The organism is Halomonas sp. McH1-25 (genome assembly GCF_022348165.1).
GTDB lineage: Bacteria > Pseudomonadota > Gammaproteobacteria > Pseudomonadales > Halomonadaceae > Modicisalibacter.
The window spans coordinates 77,063-95,515 of the sequence record NZ_JAKRFI010000008.1; the positions used below are offsets into that span (position 1 = coordinate 77,063).

Sequence of the window (18,453 nt, forward strand, 5' to 3'; positions counted from 1 at the left end):
ATGTCGTTGACCCCGACACTGCTGTTGGCCTGTGCCGAAAAATGCCTCAACGCCATGCTCACGCGCGACCCGGCCGCACCTACACGGCTGCGTCGACTGGCCGGCAAGCGGCTGCTGTTGCGCCTGGAACGGCCGCGTGTGGACCTGCTGGTGGCCTTTCATGAGCATGGCCTGGGCCTGATGCGTCATCCGCATGCCGAGGAAGGCGATGCCAATGCCGTCGTCGAGGTCGACAGCGAGACGCTGGGCAGCCTGCTGGCCGGCGAGTCGCTCGAGCATCTGATGTTCAACGGCCGCCTGTCCATCCGCGGCCAGACGCATCTGCTCGAGGACGCCCGCGCCTTGCTCATGGATCTCGACCTCGACTGGGAAGGCGCCCTGGCCGAATGGTTCGGCGACCTGCCCGCCAGCAGTCTGGCCGAGGGCCTGCGCCGCTTCGCCCGTTTCGGCATGCGCAGCCAACGCGAGCTGCGTGCCGATCTCTCCGAGTACATTTTCGAGGAGGCTCGCCTGCTGCCCGGCCATGCCCAGCGCGAGACGCTGCGCGACCACTTGACCGAACTCGAGGTCGCCACCGACCGGCTCGAAGCGCGCCTGGCACGCTTGCAGCGCAAGCTCACCGACCGTCAGGAGAGCAGCGAGTGAGCCTGCGTCTGCTGCGCATCTTCTGGATGGTGTCCCTGTACCGCCTGGACACCCTGATTCCCCTCGAGCGACTACCGGCACTGCTGCGCCTGGCTTTCCGGCTGTCGCCGCTGCGGCTGATCCCGACCCGTGGCCGTTCACGCGGGCAGCGCCTGCGCCTGGCCCTGGAGTCGCTGGGCCCGGTATACATCAAGTTCGGCCAGATGCTGTCGACGCGACGCGACCTGCTGCCGCCCGATATTGCCAACGAACTCAAGCGTCTGCAGGATCAGGTGCCGCCGTTTCCCGGCGACCAGGCACGGGCCCTGATCGAGGAAGAGCTCGAGCGCACCATCGACGAGTGCTTCGCCGAGTTCGACACTGCGCCGATGGCTTCGGCCTCCATCGCCCAGGTGCATGCAGCGCGACTGCACACCGGCGAGGACGTCGTGGTCAAGGTGATTCGTCCGCGCATCGAGCATGTCATGCGCCAGGACATTGGCCTGATGTACGCCTTCGCGCGCCTGCTCAAGCGTATTCCCGAAGCGCGCCGTCTACGCCCGGTGGAGGTGGTTGCGGACTACGAGTCGACCCTGCTCGACGAACTCGACCTGCGCAAGGAAGCCGCCAACACCTCGCAGCTCAAGCGCAACTTCAAGTATTCGCCGCTGCTTTACGTACCCGCCATCCACTGGCCGCTGACCCGGCAGCGAGTGATGGTACAGGAACGCATCCACGGCATTCCGGTCGCCGACATGGAGCAGCTCGCCGAACAGGGCACCGACCTGCGCAAGCTGGCCGAGCGCGGCGTGGAGATTTTTTTCACCCAGGTGTTCCGTGACAATTTCTTCCACGCCGACATGCACCCGGGCAACATCTTCGTATCCCGGGAGAATCCCGACGACCCGCAATATATCGCCATCGATTGCGGCATCGTCGGCAGTCTGACCCGCGAGGACCAGGACTACCTGGCACGCAACCTTCTCGCCTTCTTTCATCAGGACTATTACGAAGTCGCCGTGCTGCACATCGAGTCGGGCTGGGTCGGCGAAGGCACCCGAGCCAACGAGTTTGCCGCGGCGATTCGTACCGTGTGCGAGCCGATCCTCGAACGCCCGCTCAAGGAAATCTCCTTCGGCCAGGTACTGCTGGGCCTGTTCCAGACCGCCCGGCGCTTCAATATGGAGGTTCAGCCGCAACTGGTCCTGCTGCAGAAGACGCTGCTCAACATCGAGGGGCTGGGCCGCCAGCTCTATCCCGACCTGGACCTGTGGACCACGGCCCGCCCCTACCTCGAACGCTGGATGAAAGATCGTGCCGGGCCGCGTGGATTCTGGGCCTCGTTGCAAAAGCAGGCGCCCGAGCTCAGCCAACAGATTCCCGAATTGCCGATGCTGGCGCACCAGGCCCTGTCCCGGGCGGACACCGACCTGCGCCAACGGCGTCAGCAGGCCGAGGCGCTGACCCGCCTCGATCAGCAATTGACCAAGGCGGGGCGCAGCGGCCGCCGCTTGCGCCTCGGTCTGTTGATTCTCGCCCTGGCGCTGGCCTGGCAACCATTGTCCGTGTGGGCCATGAATCAGCCGTGGCCGGTACTGGCCGCCGCCGCCCTGGGAGTCATTCTGCTCGTCTGGCGTTAGCCCGCGAAAAACCAAAACTAACGTATTGAAGTGCTTTGCTTTCTTCTACACTGACTCAGGATTGTCATCGATGAGCGATATTCTTCACCAGCTCGCCGAGGTTCTCGACCAACGCCGCCACGCCGACCCGGATTCTTCCTATGTGGCCTCGCTGCATCACAAGGGGCTCAACAAGATTCTGGAGAAGGTCGGCGAGGAAGCGACCGAGACCATCCTTGCCGCCAAGGACGCCGAACACGGTGTTGAGCGCGAGCGACAGGCAGTGGTCGCCGAAACCGCTGACCTGTGGTTTCATAGTCTGGTGATGCTGTCGCATCTGGGCATCGACTCGCAAGACGTGCTCGATGAGCTGGCACGCCGTTTCGGCATATCCGGGCTGGACGAAAAGGCCGCCCGCACAACGAAATAATTGGGTTCCGGCCCGACGGGAGAACGACATATGTTAGGTGGCATCAGTATCTGGCAACTGCTGATCGTGCTCGGCATCATCATTCTGATTTTCGGCACCAAGAAACTGCGCAACGTGGGCGGCGACCTGGGCGGTGCGGTCAAGGGCTTCAAGAAAGCCATGAGCGATGAAGACGCCGACAAGAAGGAAGACGACACCACCCATCGTCAGGTCCAGCATGGCGGCAAGGGCGAGACTTACGACGTCAAGCCCGAGCAGCGTATCGAAGACAAGGAAGAGCGGAACTAACCCGCCATGTTCGATATCGGCTTTCTCGAACTGTTGATCATCGGCGTAGTGGGCCTTCTGGTGCTCGGTCCCGAGCGGCTACCCAAGGCCGCTCGCACCGTGGGCCTGTGGATCGGCAAGACCAAGCGCACCGTGGCCAATATGCAGCGTGAAATCAATGCGCAACTGGAAGCCGAGGACCTTCGTCAGAAACTCAGTGAGCAGGAGAAGAAGCTCAACGCGAGTCTCGACCGGGCCCGGCAGGAAGTCGAAAGCTATGCCGACTCGCCAACGGCCAAGACCCAGCCCGAGGCTTCCACTGACGACCCCGTGGCCAGCGGTGAAGGGGCGTTACCCCGCCATGACGAGGCAGGTAGTAGCGTGCCCCATGCCGTGCCTTCCGAACACGAACCGGTCGCACCGTCCACGACGCCGACGTCTTCCACGGCCTCCGATGACAAGGATTCCCAGTCGCGATGAGTGAAGCCTCCTCCCCACGTGACAAGAAGCCGAAAACCGAGCACGCCCAGGCCCCGCTGATCGAGCATCTCATCGAGCTGCGCTCGCGTCTGATGCGGGCGGTCATCGTGGTCGTGGTCGTTTTTCTGGCGCTCTACGCGTTCTCGAACGACATCTATGCCTTCGTTGCCGACCCGCTGATGGCGCTGTTGCCTGAAGGCTCGCAGATGATCGCCACAGAGGTCGCCTCACCGTTCCTGGCGCCTTTCAAGCTGACGCTGGTGGTCGCCGTCTTCGTGGCCATCCCTTTCGTTCTGCATCAGATGTGGGCCTTCGTCGCCCCCGGTCTCTACGAAAACGAGAAGCACCTGGCGATACCGCTACTGGTCTCCAGCGTTGCGCTGTTCTATGGTGGCGCGGCCTTCGCCTATTACGTGGTGTTTCCACTGCTGTTCGACTTCTTCGTGCATACCGGCCCGGAGAACGTCGCGGTGATGACCGACATCAACCAGTATCTCAATTTCGTTCTCAAACTGTTCTTCGCCTTCGGTATCGCCTTCGAGATTCCGATCGCCACGTTTCTGCTGATCTGGACTGGCGCGACGACCGTCGAGAGCCTGTCGAAGAAGCGCCCCTACGTCATTCTTGGCTGCTTCGTCATCGGCATGCTGATGACGCCACCGGACGTGATCTCGCAAAGCCTGCTGGCGATCCCCATGTGGCTGCTCTATGAGATCGGCATCATATTTGGGCGTATCGTAAAACGCAGACAGATCAGGAAAGAGCAGGAAGAAGAACCTCAGGAATGATTCGATACCCCCGCCGAACGGCGGGGGTTTTTCGTTCATGAGGTCCGCCTAGTCCATCATCTCGCTGAGCTTGTCGACCAGTTTGAAAATGCCCTTGGCCGCCTCGCTGATCCGCGTGGTCAGCATGAAGGCCGGTGTGGTGATCACTCGATGTTCCCGATCGATGACCACGTCTTCTGCGCCACAACTCTTGTGCAGTCCCCCCATGCTGCTGATGGCCCCAGCAACGCCGGCATCCTGACCCACAGTGACGGGTATGGCCTTTCCCAGTAGTCGGGGCACCAGCACCGATGCGATGCACATCATGCCGATGGGCTTTTGGGCCTCGAAGAACGGCAATATCTTGTCGCGCAGCAGTGGCAGCACGGTCATCTCGGAGCCGGCTTCGGCGAAATCCGACAGATTGCGGGCCACCCCGAAGCCGCCAGGCAGCACGACGCCATCGAAATCCTCGGGGTCGAGATCGTCCAGCGAATCGATGTCGCCACGTGCCAGACGCGCGGACTCGACCAGCACGTTGCGCGACGCTTCGGGCATCGGCTCGTCGGTTAAATGGTTGATGGTCTGGTGTTGCTCGATATCGGGCGCAAAACAGCGATAGCCGATACCCAGTTGATCCAGGCGCAGCAATACCAGAGTCGTTTCGTAGATTTCCGAGCCGTCCTGGACACCGCAGCCAGAGAGGATCACTGCAACCCGTTTGCTCATGCCGTTCTCCTTGTCGATTGCCGGCATCTTGCCGTTTCACTATCGGAAAGCCACCATGCCGGAATGCACGGCGAAATTACAATCTAGAATGTCGCCCAAGGTGCGACAAGACGCCAAAAGCATCCCATGCCGCGCCGTTGCTATACTGGCAAACCCTTTGCCGCCGCTGTCATCGTATTGTCATCGCTCTGCCGCACACTCGATGCCACGGCGGTCGCGCCCCAACGACTGGAGAAGGTGTTTTGAGTCAACTCACTTCACGTCAGTACCCTGCGACACGCATGCGCCGTATGCGCAAGGACGATTTTTCGCGCCGCCTGATGCGCGAATCGACACTCACGCCGGATGATCTGATCCTGCCGGTCTTCGTGCTCGACGGCGACAACCGCCGCGAGCCAGTCACCTCGATGCCCGGTGTCGAGCGTCTGTCGATCGACCTGCTGGTCGAGGAAGCGCGCGAGGCCGCCTCGTTGGGCATCCCCGCCCTGGCTCTGTTCCCGGTGGTCGACGCCAGCCACAAGAGTGAACTGGCCGAGGAAGCCTACAACGCTGGCGGCTTGGTCCAGCGCACGGTACGCGCCCTCAAGGACGCCTGTCCCGAGCTGGGCATCATCACCGATGTAGCGCTCGATCCTTACACCAGCCACGGCCAGGACGGTATTCTCGACGAGCAGGGCTACGTCATGAACGACCGCACCGTCGAGACCCTGCTCAAGCAGGCCCTGTCGCATGCCGAGGCCGGCGCGGACGTGGTCGCCCCTTCCGACATGATGGATGGCCGGATCGGCGCGATCCGCTCGGTACTCGAGCAGGAGCACCTGCACAATGCCCGGATCATGGCCTATTCGGCCAAGTACGCCTCGCGCTACTACGGACCGTTCCGCGATGCCGTAGGCTCGGCGGCCAACCTCGGCAAGGCCGACAAGTGCACCTATCAGATGGACCCGGGCAATAGCGACGAGGCGGTCCATGAAGTCGCCCTCGATATCGCCGAAGGCGCCGACATGGTCATGGTCAAGCCCGGCATGCCGTACCTGGACGTGGTCCGCCGCATCAAGCAGGAACTCAAGGTGCCGACCTTCGCCTATCAGGTCAGCGGCGAGTATGCGATGCATATGGCGGCCTTCGAGAACGGCTGGCTGGATGCCGACAGCGTGATTATCGAGTCGTTGATGTGCTTCAAGCGGGCCGGCGCCGACGGCGTACTGACTTATTTCGCCAAGCGCGCGGCCCAGTTACTGAATCAATAACGGGAGAGCCGCACCGACTCTCTCATCGACGCAGGAGCCAGTGCGATGGACGAGTCGCGTGCCCAGGAACCGTCAGGTAGCCAGGAAGACGGTCAGGAATCGCTCAACACCGAGTCGGCCAACGATGCCCCGCTGCGGGTCAACCGGACCCGCACCGGCATTCATGCCAAACCGACGCCCTCGCCGGAGGCCGACCTCAACGACCCCTCGCTCTATTTCAATCGCGAGCTCTCCCACCTGCAATTCAACATCCGTGTCCTAGAGCAGGCGCTGGATACCGCGCATCCGCTAGCCAACCGGCTGATGTTCCTGCTGATCTTCTCGTCGAACCTCGACGAGTTCTTCGAGATCCGCGTTGCCGGCCTGAAGCACCAGCTCATGCTCGGGCGCGAGGACACCGGCGCCGACGGCATGACGCCGCAACAGGTACTCGCCGAGATCTCACGCATCGCGCACGATCAGGTGGATCGCCAATACCGGATTCTCAACGAGTCGCTGATTCCCGCCCTGGAAGAACAGCGCATTCGCTTCATTCGGCGTGACCAGTGGACGGACGCTCAGCGCGCCTGGGTGCTCGACTATTTCGAGGACGAGATCATGCCGGTGATCAGCCCCATCGGTCTCGATCCCTCGCATCCCTTCCCGCGGCTGGTCAACAAGAGTCTCAATTTCATCGTCGAGCTGGAGGGCACCGACGCCTTCGGGCGCGAAGGCGGGCTGGCGATCCTGCCCGCGCCACGCTCGTTGCCGCGCCTGATTCGCCTACCGGCGGAACTCGCCGGCGAGGGCTATACGGACTACATTTTCCTGTCGTCGATGATGCACGCCCATGCTCAGGAAGTCTTTCCGGGCATGCAGGTACGCGGTTGCTACCAGTTCCGCCTGACCCGCAACGCCGACCTGTCGGTGGATCCCGAGGAAGTCTCCGACCTGGCCTCGGCGCTGCGCGGCGAGTTGCTGGCACGCCGTTATGGCGACGGCGTACGCCTGGAGGTCGCCGAAAACTGTCCCGACGAGCTGGCAGCCTTCCTGCTCAAGCAGTTCGAACTCGAGGAGCAGGACCTTTACCGTGTCTACGGGCCGGTCAATCTGGCCCGGATGATGGCGATGCTCGACGACGTGGAGCGCCCCGACCTGCGCTATCGCCCGTTCACCCCCGGCCTGCCCAAGAACCTCAAGCCGGAGTGCAGTCTGTTCGACACCATTCGTCAGGGCGACGTGCTGCTGCATCACCCCTTCCAGTCGTTCGCCCCCATCGAGGACCTGATGCGCGAGGCCGCCCGCGACTCGTCGGTGCTGGCCATCAAGCAGACCCTTTACCGCACCGGCGCGGAATCGCCGATCGTCGGCGCCCTGGTCGAGGCGGCTCGCAACGGCAAGGAAGTCACGGTGGTGATCGAGCTGCGTGCCCGCTTCGACGAAGCCGACAACCTGGCATTGGCATCGCGCCTGCAGGAAGCCGGCGCCATCGTGATCTATGGTGTCATGGCCTACAAGACCCACGCCAAGATGATGCATATCGTGCGTCGCGAAGGCGGGGAACTGCGCTATTACGTGCATTTGGGCACCGGTAACTATCACTCCAAGACGGCCAAGCTGTATACCGACTACAGTCTGCTCACCGCCAACGAGACGCTATGCGAAGACGTGCACATGGTCTTCCAGCAATTGTCGGGCATGGGCAAGCCACGCAATATTCAGACTCTGCTGCATGCTCCATTCGTCCTGCATGGCAAGCTGATCGAGATGATCCAGCGCGAGACCAGGATTGCCGAAAAAGGCAAGCGTGCCCATCTGATCATCAAGTGCAACTCGCTGACCGAGCCCAAGCTGATCCGGGCACTGTACAGCGCTTCACGCGCCGGCGTGCAGTGCGACCTGATCATTCGCGGCATGTGCTGCCTGCGTCCCGGCGTTCCCGGCATTTCCGAGAACATTCGCGTACGCTCGATCATTGGCCGCTTTCTGGAACACACCCGGGTGTTCTACTTCGCCAATGGCGACAAACCCGAAGTCTGGGCGTCGAGTGCCGACTTCATGGAGCGCAACATGTTCCACCGCGTCGAGACCTGTTTCCCCATCCTCGACAAGAAGCTGGCCCAGCGTGTGCGCAAGGACCTGGAAACCTACCTGGTCGACAACTGCCAGAGTTGGATTCTATGCGAGGACGGCAGCTATCAACGCAACGAATCCGGTGAGGCCGCCCCCATCAGTGCCCAGGAGACGCTGCTCTACGCCTATGCCGCGAAATCCTGACGCCGCCTGCCGATACGAAAAACCCACGGCGAAAGCCGTGGGTTTTTACTTGTCACTGTAGTGCGGAAAGGAGGCTGGCCGATGCCAGCCTCCTGGCCTTAGACGCCGATCTGGCCGCCATCGGCCTTCTGGATTACCACTGTCGAGGCACGCGGACGCACGTCGCCGCTGGCTGCGTTAGTGGCTGGCTGCGTAATGGCCCCGGGATCGGCCGGCCAGTTGCCCGGATGCTGGATGTTGATGAACAGTGCCGTCTTGTCAGGCGTGGCGAAGATACCCGTTACCTCACAACCGTTCGGGCCCACCGCGAAGCGCTTGAGCTGCTGCTGCTCACTGGGATCGATGACGGCTGCATCGCCTTCACTCATGCTGACCGAGTTAGGCACGACGGCCAACAGCTGATCGTTGGTGTAATCCGTGACCCCTTCGTAGCCGTTGTCAGTCTGGATCCACAGGATACCTTCACCGTCACCACGCTCGTCGTACCACAGACCATCCGGGCTGGCGAACTGGTTGAGCTCGGTCAGTCCGGACAGGTTGTCCTGGTCGCCTGCCGCCGCGCCGAAGACGAACACTTCCCACTCGAAGGTGGTCTCGCCCGCTGACGGCTCGCGCCAGCGAATGACCTGACCGCCTTCGTTGTTGGCACGCGGGTTGGGTCCATTGACCGGCGCGGTGGCGTAGCCCACACCCAGTTCGTCGGTGTCGCTGCCGCCATTGGTGTAGGTCGGGTCCGTGCCTTCCTCGGTGCGCCGGCTATTGTTGGTCAGGGTCATGTAGACCTCACCGGAAACCGGATCGACGGCACCCCATTCCGGACGGTCCATGGGCGTGGCGCCCATCAGATCGGCGGCATCGCAGGTGTGGATGATGATCCCTGCCTGATCGTCGGCAGCGAGGCCCAGTGCGCTGGCAAGGGTCTGGCCGTCGGGCGTCCGAGTGCTCGGCGTCAGCGGCAGCCACTCACCGGTACCGTCGGCATTGAACTTGGCGACGTAGAGGGTGCCTTGGTCCATGTACTTGGCGCCGATGGCCAGACGGTCATAGTTGCCACCGGCCCGATTGGCGTCGGCCGGATCCCAGACAGCGTCGGAGACGAACTTGTAGATGTACTCGTTGCGCGAATCGTGACCGGAATAGAAGACCACCGGCTGGCCCTCGACCAGCTTGCCCGGCCAGCAGCCTTCGTGGCGGAAACGCCCCAGGGCGGTGCGCTTGACGGCACGTGTGTTGGTGTAGGGGTCGATCTCGACGATATAACCGAAGGCGCGCGGCTCGTTGCGGTAATCCTCGGCCGCGGTGGCGCCTGTCGGATCCGCAATGAAGCGGGCGAACTCGGCATTGGTCTCAGATGCGTCACCGGCAGCGGTTTCCCAGCCGTAGCGACCGCGTCCCTCGCTGATACCCAGGCGTCTATCATCGATACGACGGTCGGTATCGCGGATGAAATAGCCCGGCCAGTTCTCTTCGCAGGTCAGGTACGTGCCCCACGGGGTATAACCGCTGGCACAGTTGTTATTGGTGCCGCGCGTCATGGTGCCGTCGGTTGAATAAGCGGTAACGACATATTCGCTACCACGCACCGGCCCGGCGAGTTCCATCGGCGTGGCCGACGTGAAACGACGGTTGTAAGGCGAGTTGGGAACGTGCGCCCAGGTACCGTCCGACTGCTTCTGTACGCGAACGATAGTTACGCCGTGAGCGTTGATTTCAGTGCGCACTTCATCGGCGGGGCGACTCTCGCCAGTGCCAGTACCTGTAGGCCCACCCTGTGGTGCCCACAATGCACTTTGATCGATATATTCGTTATTCAGGGCGAGCAGAAAATCATTGGACGCGTCTGCTTCACTCAACGGGAAATGGTACATGCCATCGTGGTGCATGCCGACGCTATTGGCCTGAATTTCCGGCGTCATCGAACGGTCGGCAGACCAGTCAGGCGCCATGCTGTTCAGCGGCGTCCCCCAGGGAATCAGGACCTGAGCGGTATAACCTTCCGGCACCACCACGGCATCGGTCATCGAGCCGGCAATCGACTCGAAAGCCAGGGCCAACGCGGTCTTTTCCGGCAGTTCACCTGCTTGTGCACCATCATCGTCGTCGCTATCGCTACATCCCGCCAGGCCGAATCCGCCCAGTACCGACATCGCAGCGACCCCCAGGCCACCCTGCATGATACCGCGCCGCGAGACATGCTTTTCCAGGATGGAAGAGAACGGCTCATTGCTGCTGCGGTTCAGAATGCGATGATCTTCGATTTCCTTGCTCATGATCCCCTCACTAGTAGGTACGTAGACGAATTTTTTCTGTTGGTAACATCAGCCTGACGCGGGGAAAGACGATAGAGCCGAAAAATGACAAGCAGGTTAACGATATAGGTCAGCCATAAGTATTTATTGTGAAAGGTCGCGCTCATGCCATCACAAAACTGTCATGGACCAGTCATTAACATTCACGCATTAGCGAGGGAGATTGCCCAGCTTTCCTTGCCACTACCACGTCAATAATTACCCATTGGGCAGGAAAGAGTCCGTCCAGTATGGCTTTGTTCATCGACCGCAAGACATCCCGCTCGTCCAACGATCCCGAGCGCAATACTGGCTTTTTTTCGCGCCGTCATATCCTGCAAGGCGCCGGAGCTGCCTTGTTGATGCCGTGGTTCGCCGGCTGCGCCTCGACGGGAACCCAGCGTCGGATGAGTGCGGCAAGCGGCTCGCCCCGGGTCGACGTGCTTTATTACGCCGATACGCTGGATACCCGCCAGTCCGGGTTCCCCATCGTGCCGGCAACGCGGCTGGGCCCCAGCGAGCGTCTGGGGCAGGCCCCTTGGGCAACCGCCGCTGGCGTGGCCGCACTGACCGGGCCGTTGGACATGACGATGCGCCAGCTTACCGACCCGACACAAGCCACCCAGCAGCGCTTCGGAGGCTACGCCCGACTGGCCGCCAAGCTGGCCCATTTACGCCGCCAGTTGGGCCCGCAGACGCTGACGCTGGAAAACGGCCAATGCTGGAACGGCAGCGGCCTGAGCCACTTCACGCAGGGGCGTTCCGGCATCGCGGGCAGTCGTCTGCTTGGGGCCGATGCCCGGGTCAGCAGCGACGAACGCGTGATCTGGCCGGACAGTGCCGCGTCCTGTTACCGCGAGTTCGCTGCGCCGGTGCTGGGCACACTCACTGCAGAGCAAATCCCCGAGGATACGGTGCTGCCCTTCGCCCTGTTCGAGCGTGGCGGTATCAACGTCGCCGCAGTGGGCGTGAGCGACCCCTATGCCCACGATGAAACCCGATCATTGGACGCCTGGTACGACGACGTCCGCCGCCAGGTACAACTGGCCCGCGAGCAGGCCGACCTGGTCGTGGTGCTTGCCGACACCGGTACCGGTCCGGGCCTGTGGCTGGCCGAACGCCTGGAAGACGCCGACTTGATGCTGTGCGCCCGCGGGCAGGATTTCTGGCCGGAAACGGTCGACGTGGCACGCCGCAACGGCAGCCACATTCCTGTGTGCCTGGCCGGAACCCGCGGCATCGGCGTGTACCACCTCGCCTGCGAGTTCCGCGATGGTCGCTGGCAGGTCGATGGTCGATTCCATGCAGTCACCGCATCGACGCTGAGCGCCGAGGAAACGCGCGAGGCGGAAGCCCTGCAGGCATCGCTCGATGCCGAGCGAGCGCCCTATGCGGCATGGCTCGATCGCCCGTTGGCCAATGCCCCCGATTGGCTGTGGCGGCGCGATGTGGTCAGCGGCAGCTGGGATGCACTGATCGGCGCCGCACTGCGCCGCGAAGTGGCGGACCGTCATACGCTGTCGCCCGGCTTGCGCTACGACGTGGTCGTTGCGCCTGGCGAGGCGATCACCCGTGAACATCTCATCGTGCTCAGCGGTGGCCATGACGCCCCGGTCTTCACCATCGATGCCGGTCACGAGTCGATGCATGCACTCTTCGAACGCGCCTGCGACCAGAGCTTCGGCTACCCCCTGCTGCTCGACAATGCCGAGGACCTGCCGCGCCTCGACGCTGCCGACTGGCAATGCCGCTATGGGGCCGGCACCGGTCGACGCATCACCTTGCAGACTGGCGACATTTCACAGTTGGTGACCTGGAGCATTCATCCCGATGCACCCGAGGGCGAGCCGCTGTGGCAGGTCATGGAGCGCTTTCTCACCGATCAGACCGCGGACTGGACGTTGCCCCAGCGACCGGGGGGCACGTTCACTTACGTCGACGGGCATCCCGGCTGGCATCCTGAAATCCGACTCGGCTCATGAACTCGCTACGCTCCCTGCTCATGGCCACCAAACGGCTGAAGCCGGTGGGCTATTGGCTGGCCTGGTGCCTGCTGGCCTTGCTGAGCGCTCGCGTGATCGCCGATGGCGCCAGCCTGGCCTGGCGTCTCTCCCACTCCTCGTCAGCGACGCCATCGGCCTATACGCCGCCCGTGGCGGCATTGCCGGTGACAGGCAGCGCGCTTTGGCAGGACGAGCGCCCCGCTCAAGGGCCGGCGCTGCCAGTGACTCGCCTGCCGCTGACCGTCGCCGGCGTGGCGCGCGGCATGCCATTGAGCCACTCGGTTCTCATCCTCGACATGCCGCAGGGACAGCAGGTGGTGACATTGGGCGAGCGCATCGACGATCAGGTGCGCCTCGTCGACATCACTACCGAAGGCCTGATACTCGATAACCGGGGTCGTCAGGAGCGTCTGCCATGGCCGCAAACCCAGCCAGCCAGCCGAGATCCCGTCGTTGTCGCGACATCCCAACCTGAGGCCTCTCCGAGTCCCTCACCCCAAGCGGACAATGTCGAGGCGACACCGCGGCCGGTCGACTGGCCAGACAGGGCGTTTTCGGCCCGCTTCGGCGCGGACTACCGTCAGTCGCTGTTCAATGACCCCACGCCACTGCTGCGCTATTTCCAGGCGGCCCCGGTGCTGGAAGGCCAACAGCTAAAGGGCTATCGCTTGCGCCCCGGCACCGATGCCTCGCTGTTCGATGCCCTGCCATTACAGAGCGGCGACGTACTCGTCGGCGTCGAGGGGCACGCCATCCGCGACAGCGACGCCCTCGCCCTGCTTCAGCAGCGCCTGAGCCAGGCCAGCTCGTTATACGTCCAGTTGCAGCGCGACGGACGTCCGATCACGTTGAAAGTGGAGTTTTCCTCATGACGATCCGGCATACGCTCGTTGCCTTCCTGCTCACGACGGTCGTTTCGTCGGCACTCGCCCAGATGGTCGACCCGGTGGCTACCGAGAGCGGCACGACTCGCTACGCGATCGATTACAACGATGTCAGCCTGCAGGAATTCATCGACAGCGTCGGTCGCATCACCGGCAAGCACTTCATCGTCGACCCCCGGGTACGCGGCAACATCAGCCTGGAAAGTCAGCGCAGCCTGAGCGCCGAGGAACTCTACAGGGTCTTCCAAAACCAGTTGCAGATCAATGGCTACGCTACGGTCGAACTCGGCGACGGACAGGTGCGCATCGTGCCTGACCAGGTGGCACGCAGCCAGCCGTTACCGCTGGGCAGCGAGACCGACAACGGCAATGTCATGGCCACCCAGGTCATCGAGACCCAACACCTGGATGCCGCGACCCTGGCCAGCATTCTTCAGCCATTGGTCGATGCGCGCGTCGGCACGCTCACGCCGTACCCGGACAGCAACATGGTGGTGGTCACCGACTGGCGCGACAACCTGCAGCGCCTGACCCGCCTGGCCACGCTGCTCGACAGCAACCGCGACACTGGCGCCGAGGTGGTGTCGCTCGACTTCGCCGATGCCGAGGAACTGGCCGAGACCGTCGACAGCGCCATCCAGGGCGAAGGCGGCAACACCCGCGTTATCGCCGCGCCCCGCGCCAATGCGCTGGTGGTGTTCGGTACCCAGCGCGATCGGCAGCGCGCCCAACGCCTGATTGCCGCCCTCGACAAGCCCAGCGAGAACCAAAGCACCAATACCCGCGTCATCTATCTCAACCACGCCAGCGCCGATACCGTCGTCGAGGTGCTGCGCAACCTGCGCGACGGCGGCGGCTATGTCTCCAGCATCCAAACGACCGAGTCCGACACCCGCAACGTGATGGGCATACCGGTCGGCGACGAGGACGTTTCGCCGGGTGATACGGCCTCGGCGCTGGGCAACGGTGGCCTCACCGCCCGAACCCTGCGCGTATCCGGAAGCGACAACGTGGCCTTCGCCGTGCACCCGTCGACCAACGCGCTGGTGCTGACCGGCCCGCCCTCTCAACTCGACGCCTACGAAAGCATCATCGAGCGCCTCGACATTCGCCGCGCCCAGGTCGCCGTGGAAGCGATCATCGCCGAGATCACCGAGTCCCGGGCCCGCGAACTCGGCGTGCAATGGCTGTTCGCCGACACCAGCGGCAGTGGCACCTTTCCCGTCGGCGGCGTCAATTACTCCACGTCGTCGTCACCGGGCATCAACCAGCTCGCCGCCGCCGTGGCCAGCGACGACACCAGCGCGCTGGGATCGCTGCTCGGCAGCCTCAACGGCGTCACCCTGGGTGTCGGCAGGCTCAGCGACAGTGGCATCAGCTTCGCGGCGCTGCTCAACGCCCTGCGCAGCGACTCCGACACCAATCTGCTTTCCACGCCGTCGCTGACCACCCTCGACAATGCCGAGGCCTATATCCTGGTCGGCCAGGAAGTGCCGTTCGTGACCGGCTCCACCACCGTCGACAACGCCAACCCCTACCAGACCATCGAACGCGAGGATGTCGGCATCAGCCTGCATATTCGTCCCTCGATCAGCGCCGACAATACCATCCGCATGGAGATCACCCAGGAGGTCTCGTCGATCGCCGACAACGTCGACGCCAGCGACGTGGTCACCAACAAGCGCGAGATCGAGACCACCGTGCTCGCCCAGGACGGCGGCATCATCGTGCTGGGCGGTCTGATCAGCAACCAGAGCAGCAATACCCGACAACAGGTGCCGCTACTCGGCGACATCCCCCTGCTCGGCAACCTGTTCCGCTATTCGGGCCGTTCCAACGAGAAGCAGAACCTGATGGTGTTCATCCGCGCCCGGGTGCTGCGCGATGCCCAGACTCTCAATGCCGCCACGGCGGAGAAGTACCGTTTCATGCGGGCCCAGCAGTTGCTCAACGATTTCGACGCCGACCAGACCCTGCCGGCGCTCGACACCCGGGGCGGTACGCTGTCGATTGACACACTCTACCCATCGGCGCGCGACCGGCTGGGAGCGCTGGCCCAATGAACGCGCCGCTCGACAGTCTCAAGGCGGTCTCGCCGGCCCCCGACTTCAGGGATCATGCTGCCGAGCGCCTGTTGCCCTATCGTCTGGCGAAGCGTGCCGGGGCCGCCATCGAATGGCGCAATGCGGGCTACCACCTCCTTTGCCGTGACGACGTCGATGTCGGCATCCTGCTGGAGATCCAGCGCGTGCATGGCGATCCGCTGAGTTGCGAGTGGCTCGGCGACGATGTCTTCGACCACCGCCTCGGACGCCTCTACGATGCCAGCCGGGCAAGCACCGAAGCGCTCATGGAGGGGCTCGCCGAGCACGTCGACCTCGACCATCTGCTGCAGGAACTGCCACGCACCGAGGATCTGCTCGACGCCGAGAACGAGGCGCCGGTCATTCGTCTGATCAACGGCATCTTCTCCGAGGCCCTGCGCCTGGAAGCCTCGGACATCCACGTCGAACCGTTCGAGCACGAGCTGGTGGTACGCCTGCGCGTCGACGGGGCGCTGCGCGTCGCGCTGCGCCCGCCACGCGTGCTGGCGCCGATGCTGATCTCGCGCATCAAGGTCATGGCCAAGCTCGACATCGCCGAGAAGCGCCAGCCCCAGGACGGGCGCATCACCGTGCGCACCGCCGGGCGTCATGTGGACATCCGCGTCTCGACGCTGCCCGGCATTCACGGCGAACGCGTGGTCATGCGTCTGCTCGACAAGCAGGCTTCGATGCTCAACCTGGATGCCATCGGCATGCCCGAGTGCATGCTCGCGGCCTACCGGGCGACCCTGGCCCGCCCCAACGGCATCCTGCTCAACACCGGCCCCACCGGTTCGGGCAAGACCACCACACTCTACGCCAGCCTGGCCCATCTCAACGACAGCCAGCGCAACATCCTCACCGTCGAGGATCCGGTGGAATACGCCATCCCGGGCATCGGCCAGACGCCGGTCAACCCGCACGCCGGGCTGACCTTCGCCCGCGGGCTGCGCGCCATTCTGCGCCAGGACCCCGACGTGATCATGATCGGCGAGATCCGCGACGTGGAAACCGCGGCGATTGCCGTCCAGGCCAGTCTCACCGGCCACCTGGTGCTATCCACCCTGCACACCAACAGCGCCCTGGGCGCCGTGACCCGCCTGCGCGACATGGGCATCGAACCGTTCCTGCTGGCGACCAGCCTCAAGGGCGTGATGGCCCAACGCCTGGTTCGGCGGCTGTGTCCGGACTGCCGACGCTGGCGGGCCGTAACCGCCGCCGACACAGGACGCCTCGATGGCCTGGACACGCTAGAGCGTATCGCCGAGCCGGTCGGCTGCGAGTCCTGCGACCACACCGGGTTCCGTGGCCGCCTGGGTATCTACGAGTTCATCGCCATCGACGACACCCTGGCGGGCATGATTCACGACGGCGCCGCCGAGTCGGACATGACCCGGCATGCCTTCGCCACGCACATGACGCTGGTGCAGTGCGCCGCAAATCGTCTGCAAGCGGGAGACACCAGCGTCGACGAAGTGCTGCGGGCGATTCACCAGTGAACGACCGAAAACTGCAACATGCTTTTGCCACGCTGAGGCGTGACAACGAAACCAACCCGGGAAGCCCATGCCGACCTATCGTTATCTTGCTCTGACAATCGATGGCGCCCGCCGGCGCGATGTCCTGCAGGCCGATAGCGAGCGTCAGGCGCGCCAGTTGCTGCGCGACCAGGGGTTGTTTCCCCGCCATCTGGTAGCGGTGCGCGACAAGGCCAGCAGCGTCTCCCGGCGTGGCCGGGTGGACAACGACACGATGGCGCTACTGACGCGTCAGTTGGCGACACTGGTCGACGCCGGCATCCCGATCGGCGATGCCCTCGATGCGCTGTCGCGGCAGGCCCAGAAGGAGCGCCCTCGCGCGATGCTGCTGGACATCGTGGCCCGCGTGCGTGAGGGCTACAGCCTGGCGGACAGCCTGGGCACGCATCCGTCGACCTTCGACACGCTCTATCGCTCGCTGGTCGCCGCCGGCGAACGGGCCGGACGCCTTGCCCAGGTGCTGGAGCGCCTGGCCGATCATCTGGAACGGGTCCAGCAGCAGCGTCAGAAGGCACGCACCGCGCTGGTCTATCCACTGGTGCTGGTTGGCGTGTCGATTGCCGTCGTGGTGGGCTTGATGACCTACGTGGTGCCCCGCCTGGCAGAACAGTTCGAGCGCTCGGACATGGCATTGCCCTGGCTGACGCGGGCACTGATTGCCTTCTCCGAACTCCTTCAGCTTGCGGGGCCGGGGCTACTGGTCACCGGCGTACTCGGGACCGTGATTCTGCAACGGCTATTGCGCCGGCGCGCCGTGCGCCAGCGCTGGCACGCCTGGCTGTTGCGCCTGCCGCGCCTGGGCGAGCTGATCGTGCTGTTGGACACCGCCCGTCTGACACGCACGCTGGCCATCCTCACCCGCAGCGGCATTCCCCTGCTCGATGCACTCAAGGTCAGCCGCGACACGCTCGGCAACCTGGTGATGCGCAACGCCGTCGACCTGCTGAGCGAGCGCGTTGCCGCCGGGGTCAGCCTCAATCGCGCCATGACCGAAAGCGGCCGCTTTCCGCCGACCATGCTGCACATGATCGCCAGCGGCGAATCCAGCGGCACGCTCGACCGCATGCTGGAGCGTGTGGCCGACACCCAGGAAACCACCTTCAACCGCCGCGTCGACATGGCTCTGGCGCTGTTCGAACCGGTGATGATCCTGACCATGGGCGGTGTCGTGCTGACCATCGTCCTGGCCATTCTGCTCCCGATCATGCGCCTCAATGGCGCCATGCAATACTGA

Annotated in this window: 15 protein-coding genes; 13 read left to right on the forward strand and 2 right to left on the reverse strand. The window is 63.6% G+C overall.

Translation table 11 applies throughout. The features are described 5' to 3' along the window. From MHM84_RS17685 to tatC, 6 genes are all read left to right on the forward strand, one after another. On the forward strand, positions 1–645 hold the full coding sequence (locus MHM84_RS17685; protein ID WP_239267702.1) for an SCP2 sterol-binding domain-containing protein: 645 nt from the start codon (positions 1–3) through the stop codon (positions 643–645). Then, positions 642–2,264, forward strand: a complete 1,623-nt coding sequence (gene ubiB, locus MHM84_RS17690) for a ubiquinone biosynthesis regulatory protein kinase UbiB (RefSeq protein WP_239267704.1) — start codon at positions 642–644, stop codon at positions 2,262–2,264. Before MHM84_RS17685 ends, ubiB begins: the two co-directional genes overlap by 4 nt. Positions 2,265–2,334: 70 nt before the next feature. Next, positions 2,335–2,673 (forward strand): phosphoribosyl-ATP diphosphatase, encoded by a 339-nt coding sequence (locus MHM84_RS17695; RefSeq protein ID WP_239267706.1) that lies wholly within the window; start codon positions 2,335–2,337, stop codon positions 2,671–2,673. A 30-nt stretch (positions 2,674–2,703) separates the two neighbouring features. Further along, a complete protein-coding gene (gene tatA, locus MHM84_RS17700; protein ID WP_239267708.1) occupies positions 2,704–2,961 on the forward strand; it encodes a Sec-independent protein translocase subunit TatA in 258 nt (85 codons plus the stop codon). A gap of 6 nt (positions 2,962–2,967) precedes the next feature. Beyond that, on the forward strand, positions 2,968–3,420 hold the full coding sequence (gene tatB / locus MHM84_RS17705) for a Sec-independent protein translocase protein TatB (protein ID WP_239267710.1): 453 nt from the start codon (positions 2,968–2,970) through the stop codon (positions 3,418–3,420). Further along, entirely contained in the window at positions 3,417–4,208 is a 792-nt protein-coding gene (gene tatC, locus MHM84_RS17710; RefSeq protein WP_239267712.1) for a twin-arginine translocase subunit TatC, read from the forward strand. The genes tatB and tatC overlap by 4 nt, the downstream gene beginning before the upstream one ends. A gap of 48 nt (positions 4,209–4,256) precedes the next feature. Here tatC and elbB read toward each other — a convergent pair whose 3' ends face one another. Then, the gene (elbB, locus tag MHM84_RS17715; protein ID WP_239267714.1) at positions 4,257–4,916 is read right to left on the reverse strand and encodes an isoprenoid biosynthesis glyoxalase ElbB; all 660 of its coding nucleotides are present in this window, start codon (positions 4,914–4,916) and stop codon (positions 4,257–4,259) included. A gap of 242 nt (positions 4,917–5,158) precedes the next feature. Here elbB and hemB point away from each other — a divergent pair, with 242 nt between their 5' ends. Continuing rightward, entirely contained in the window at positions 5,159–6,166 is a 1,008-nt protein-coding gene (gene hemB / locus MHM84_RS17720; RefSeq protein ID WP_239267717.1) for a porphobilinogen synthase, read from the forward strand. Positions 6,167–6,211: 45 nt separating this feature from the next. Next, a complete protein-coding gene (ppk1, locus tag MHM84_RS17725) occupies positions 6,212–8,422 on the forward strand; it encodes a polyphosphate kinase 1 (RefSeq protein WP_239267719.1) in 2,211 nt (736 codons plus the stop codon). A 98-nt stretch (positions 8,423–8,520) separates the two neighbouring features. Here ppk1 and MHM84_RS17730 read toward each other — a convergent pair whose 3' ends face one another. Beyond that, a complete protein-coding gene (locus MHM84_RS17730; protein WP_239267721.1) occupies positions 8,521–10,692 on the reverse strand; it encodes a PhoX family phosphatase in 2,172 nt (723 codons plus the stop codon). A gap of 269 nt (positions 10,693–10,961) precedes the next feature. On the opposite strand from MHM84_RS17730, the gene MHM84_RS17735 reads away from it, so the two are divergent. From MHM84_RS17735 to gspF, 5 genes are all read left to right on the forward strand, one after another. Continuing rightward, positions 10,962–12,692 (forward strand): hypothetical protein, encoded by a 1,731-nt coding sequence (locus tag MHM84_RS17735; RefSeq protein ID WP_239267723.1) that lies wholly within the window; start codon positions 10,962–10,964, stop codon positions 12,690–12,692. Further along, positions 12,689–13,585: a type II secretion system protein N gene (locus tag MHM84_RS17740; protein ID WP_239267726.1), complete on the forward strand. Its 897-nt coding sequence runs from the start codon at positions 12,689–12,691 to the stop codon at positions 13,583–13,585. Before MHM84_RS17735 ends, MHM84_RS17740 begins: the two co-directional genes overlap by 4 nt. Beyond that, complete coding sequence (gspD, locus tag MHM84_RS17745) at positions 13,582–15,660, forward strand: type II secretion system secretin GspD (protein WP_239267728.1); 2,079 nt, start codon at positions 13,582–13,584, stop codon at positions 15,658–15,660. The genes MHM84_RS17740 and gspD overlap by 4 nt, the downstream gene beginning before the upstream one ends. Then, on the forward strand, positions 15,657–17,180 hold the full coding sequence (gene gspE / locus MHM84_RS17750; protein ID WP_239267730.1) for a type II secretion system ATPase GspE: 1,524 nt from the start codon (positions 15,657–15,659) through the stop codon (positions 17,178–17,180). The genes gspD and gspE overlap by 4 nt, the downstream gene beginning before the upstream one ends. A 67-nt stretch (positions 17,181–17,247) precedes the next feature. Continuing rightward, a complete protein-coding gene (gspF, locus tag MHM84_RS17755; RefSeq protein WP_239267732.1) occupies positions 17,248–18,453 on the forward strand; it encodes a type II secretion system inner membrane protein GspF in 1,206 nt (401 codons plus the stop codon).

Coding starts and splice junctions, on each gene's coding strand:
- MHM84_RS17730 (WP_239267721.1), bottom strand. CDS start 10,692: ATGAGCAAGGAAATCGAAGATCATCGCATTCTGAACCGCAGCAGCAAT.
- MHM84_RS17735 (WP_239267723.1), top strand. CDS start 10,962: ATGGCTTTGTTCATCGACCGCAAGACATCCCGCTCGTCCAACGATCCC.
- MHM84_RS17685 (WP_239267702.1), top strand. CDS start 1: ATGTCGTTGACCCCGACACTGCTGTTGGCCTGTGCCGAAAAATGCCTC.
- tatA (WP_239267708.1), top strand. CDS start 2,704: ATGTTAGGTGGCATCAGTATCTGGCAACTGCTGATCGTGCTCGGCATC.
- gspF (WP_239267732.1), top strand. CDS start 17,248: ATGCCGACCTATCGTTATCTTGCTCTGACAATCGATGGCGCCCGCCGG.
- tatC (WP_239267712.1), top strand. CDS start 3,417: ATGAGTGAAGCCTCCTCCCCACGTGACAAGAAGCCGAAAACCGAGCAC.
- tatB (WP_239267710.1), top strand. CDS start 2,968: ATGTTCGATATCGGCTTTCTCGAACTGTTGATCATCGGCGTAGTGGGC.
- ppk1 (WP_239267719.1), top strand. CDS start 6,212: ATGGACGAGTCGCGTGCCCAGGAACCGTCAGGTAGCCAGGAAGACGGT.
- gspD (WP_239267728.1), top strand. CDS start 13,582: ATGACGATCCGGCATACGCTCGTTGCCTTCCTGCTCACGACGGTCGTT.
- MHM84_RS17740 (WP_239267726.1), top strand. CDS start 12,689: ATGAACTCGCTACGCTCCCTGCTCATGGCCACCAAACGGCTGAAGCCG.
- elbB (WP_239267714.1), bottom strand. CDS start 4,916: ATGAGCAAACGGGTTGCAGTGATCCTCTCTGGCTGCGGTGTCCAGGAC.
- gspE (WP_239267730.1), top strand. CDS start 15,657: ATGAACGCGCCGCTCGACAGTCTCAAGGCGGTCTCGCCGGCCCCCGAC.
- MHM84_RS17695 (WP_239267706.1), top strand. CDS start 2,335: ATGAGCGATATTCTTCACCAGCTCGCCGAGGTTCTCGACCAACGCCGC.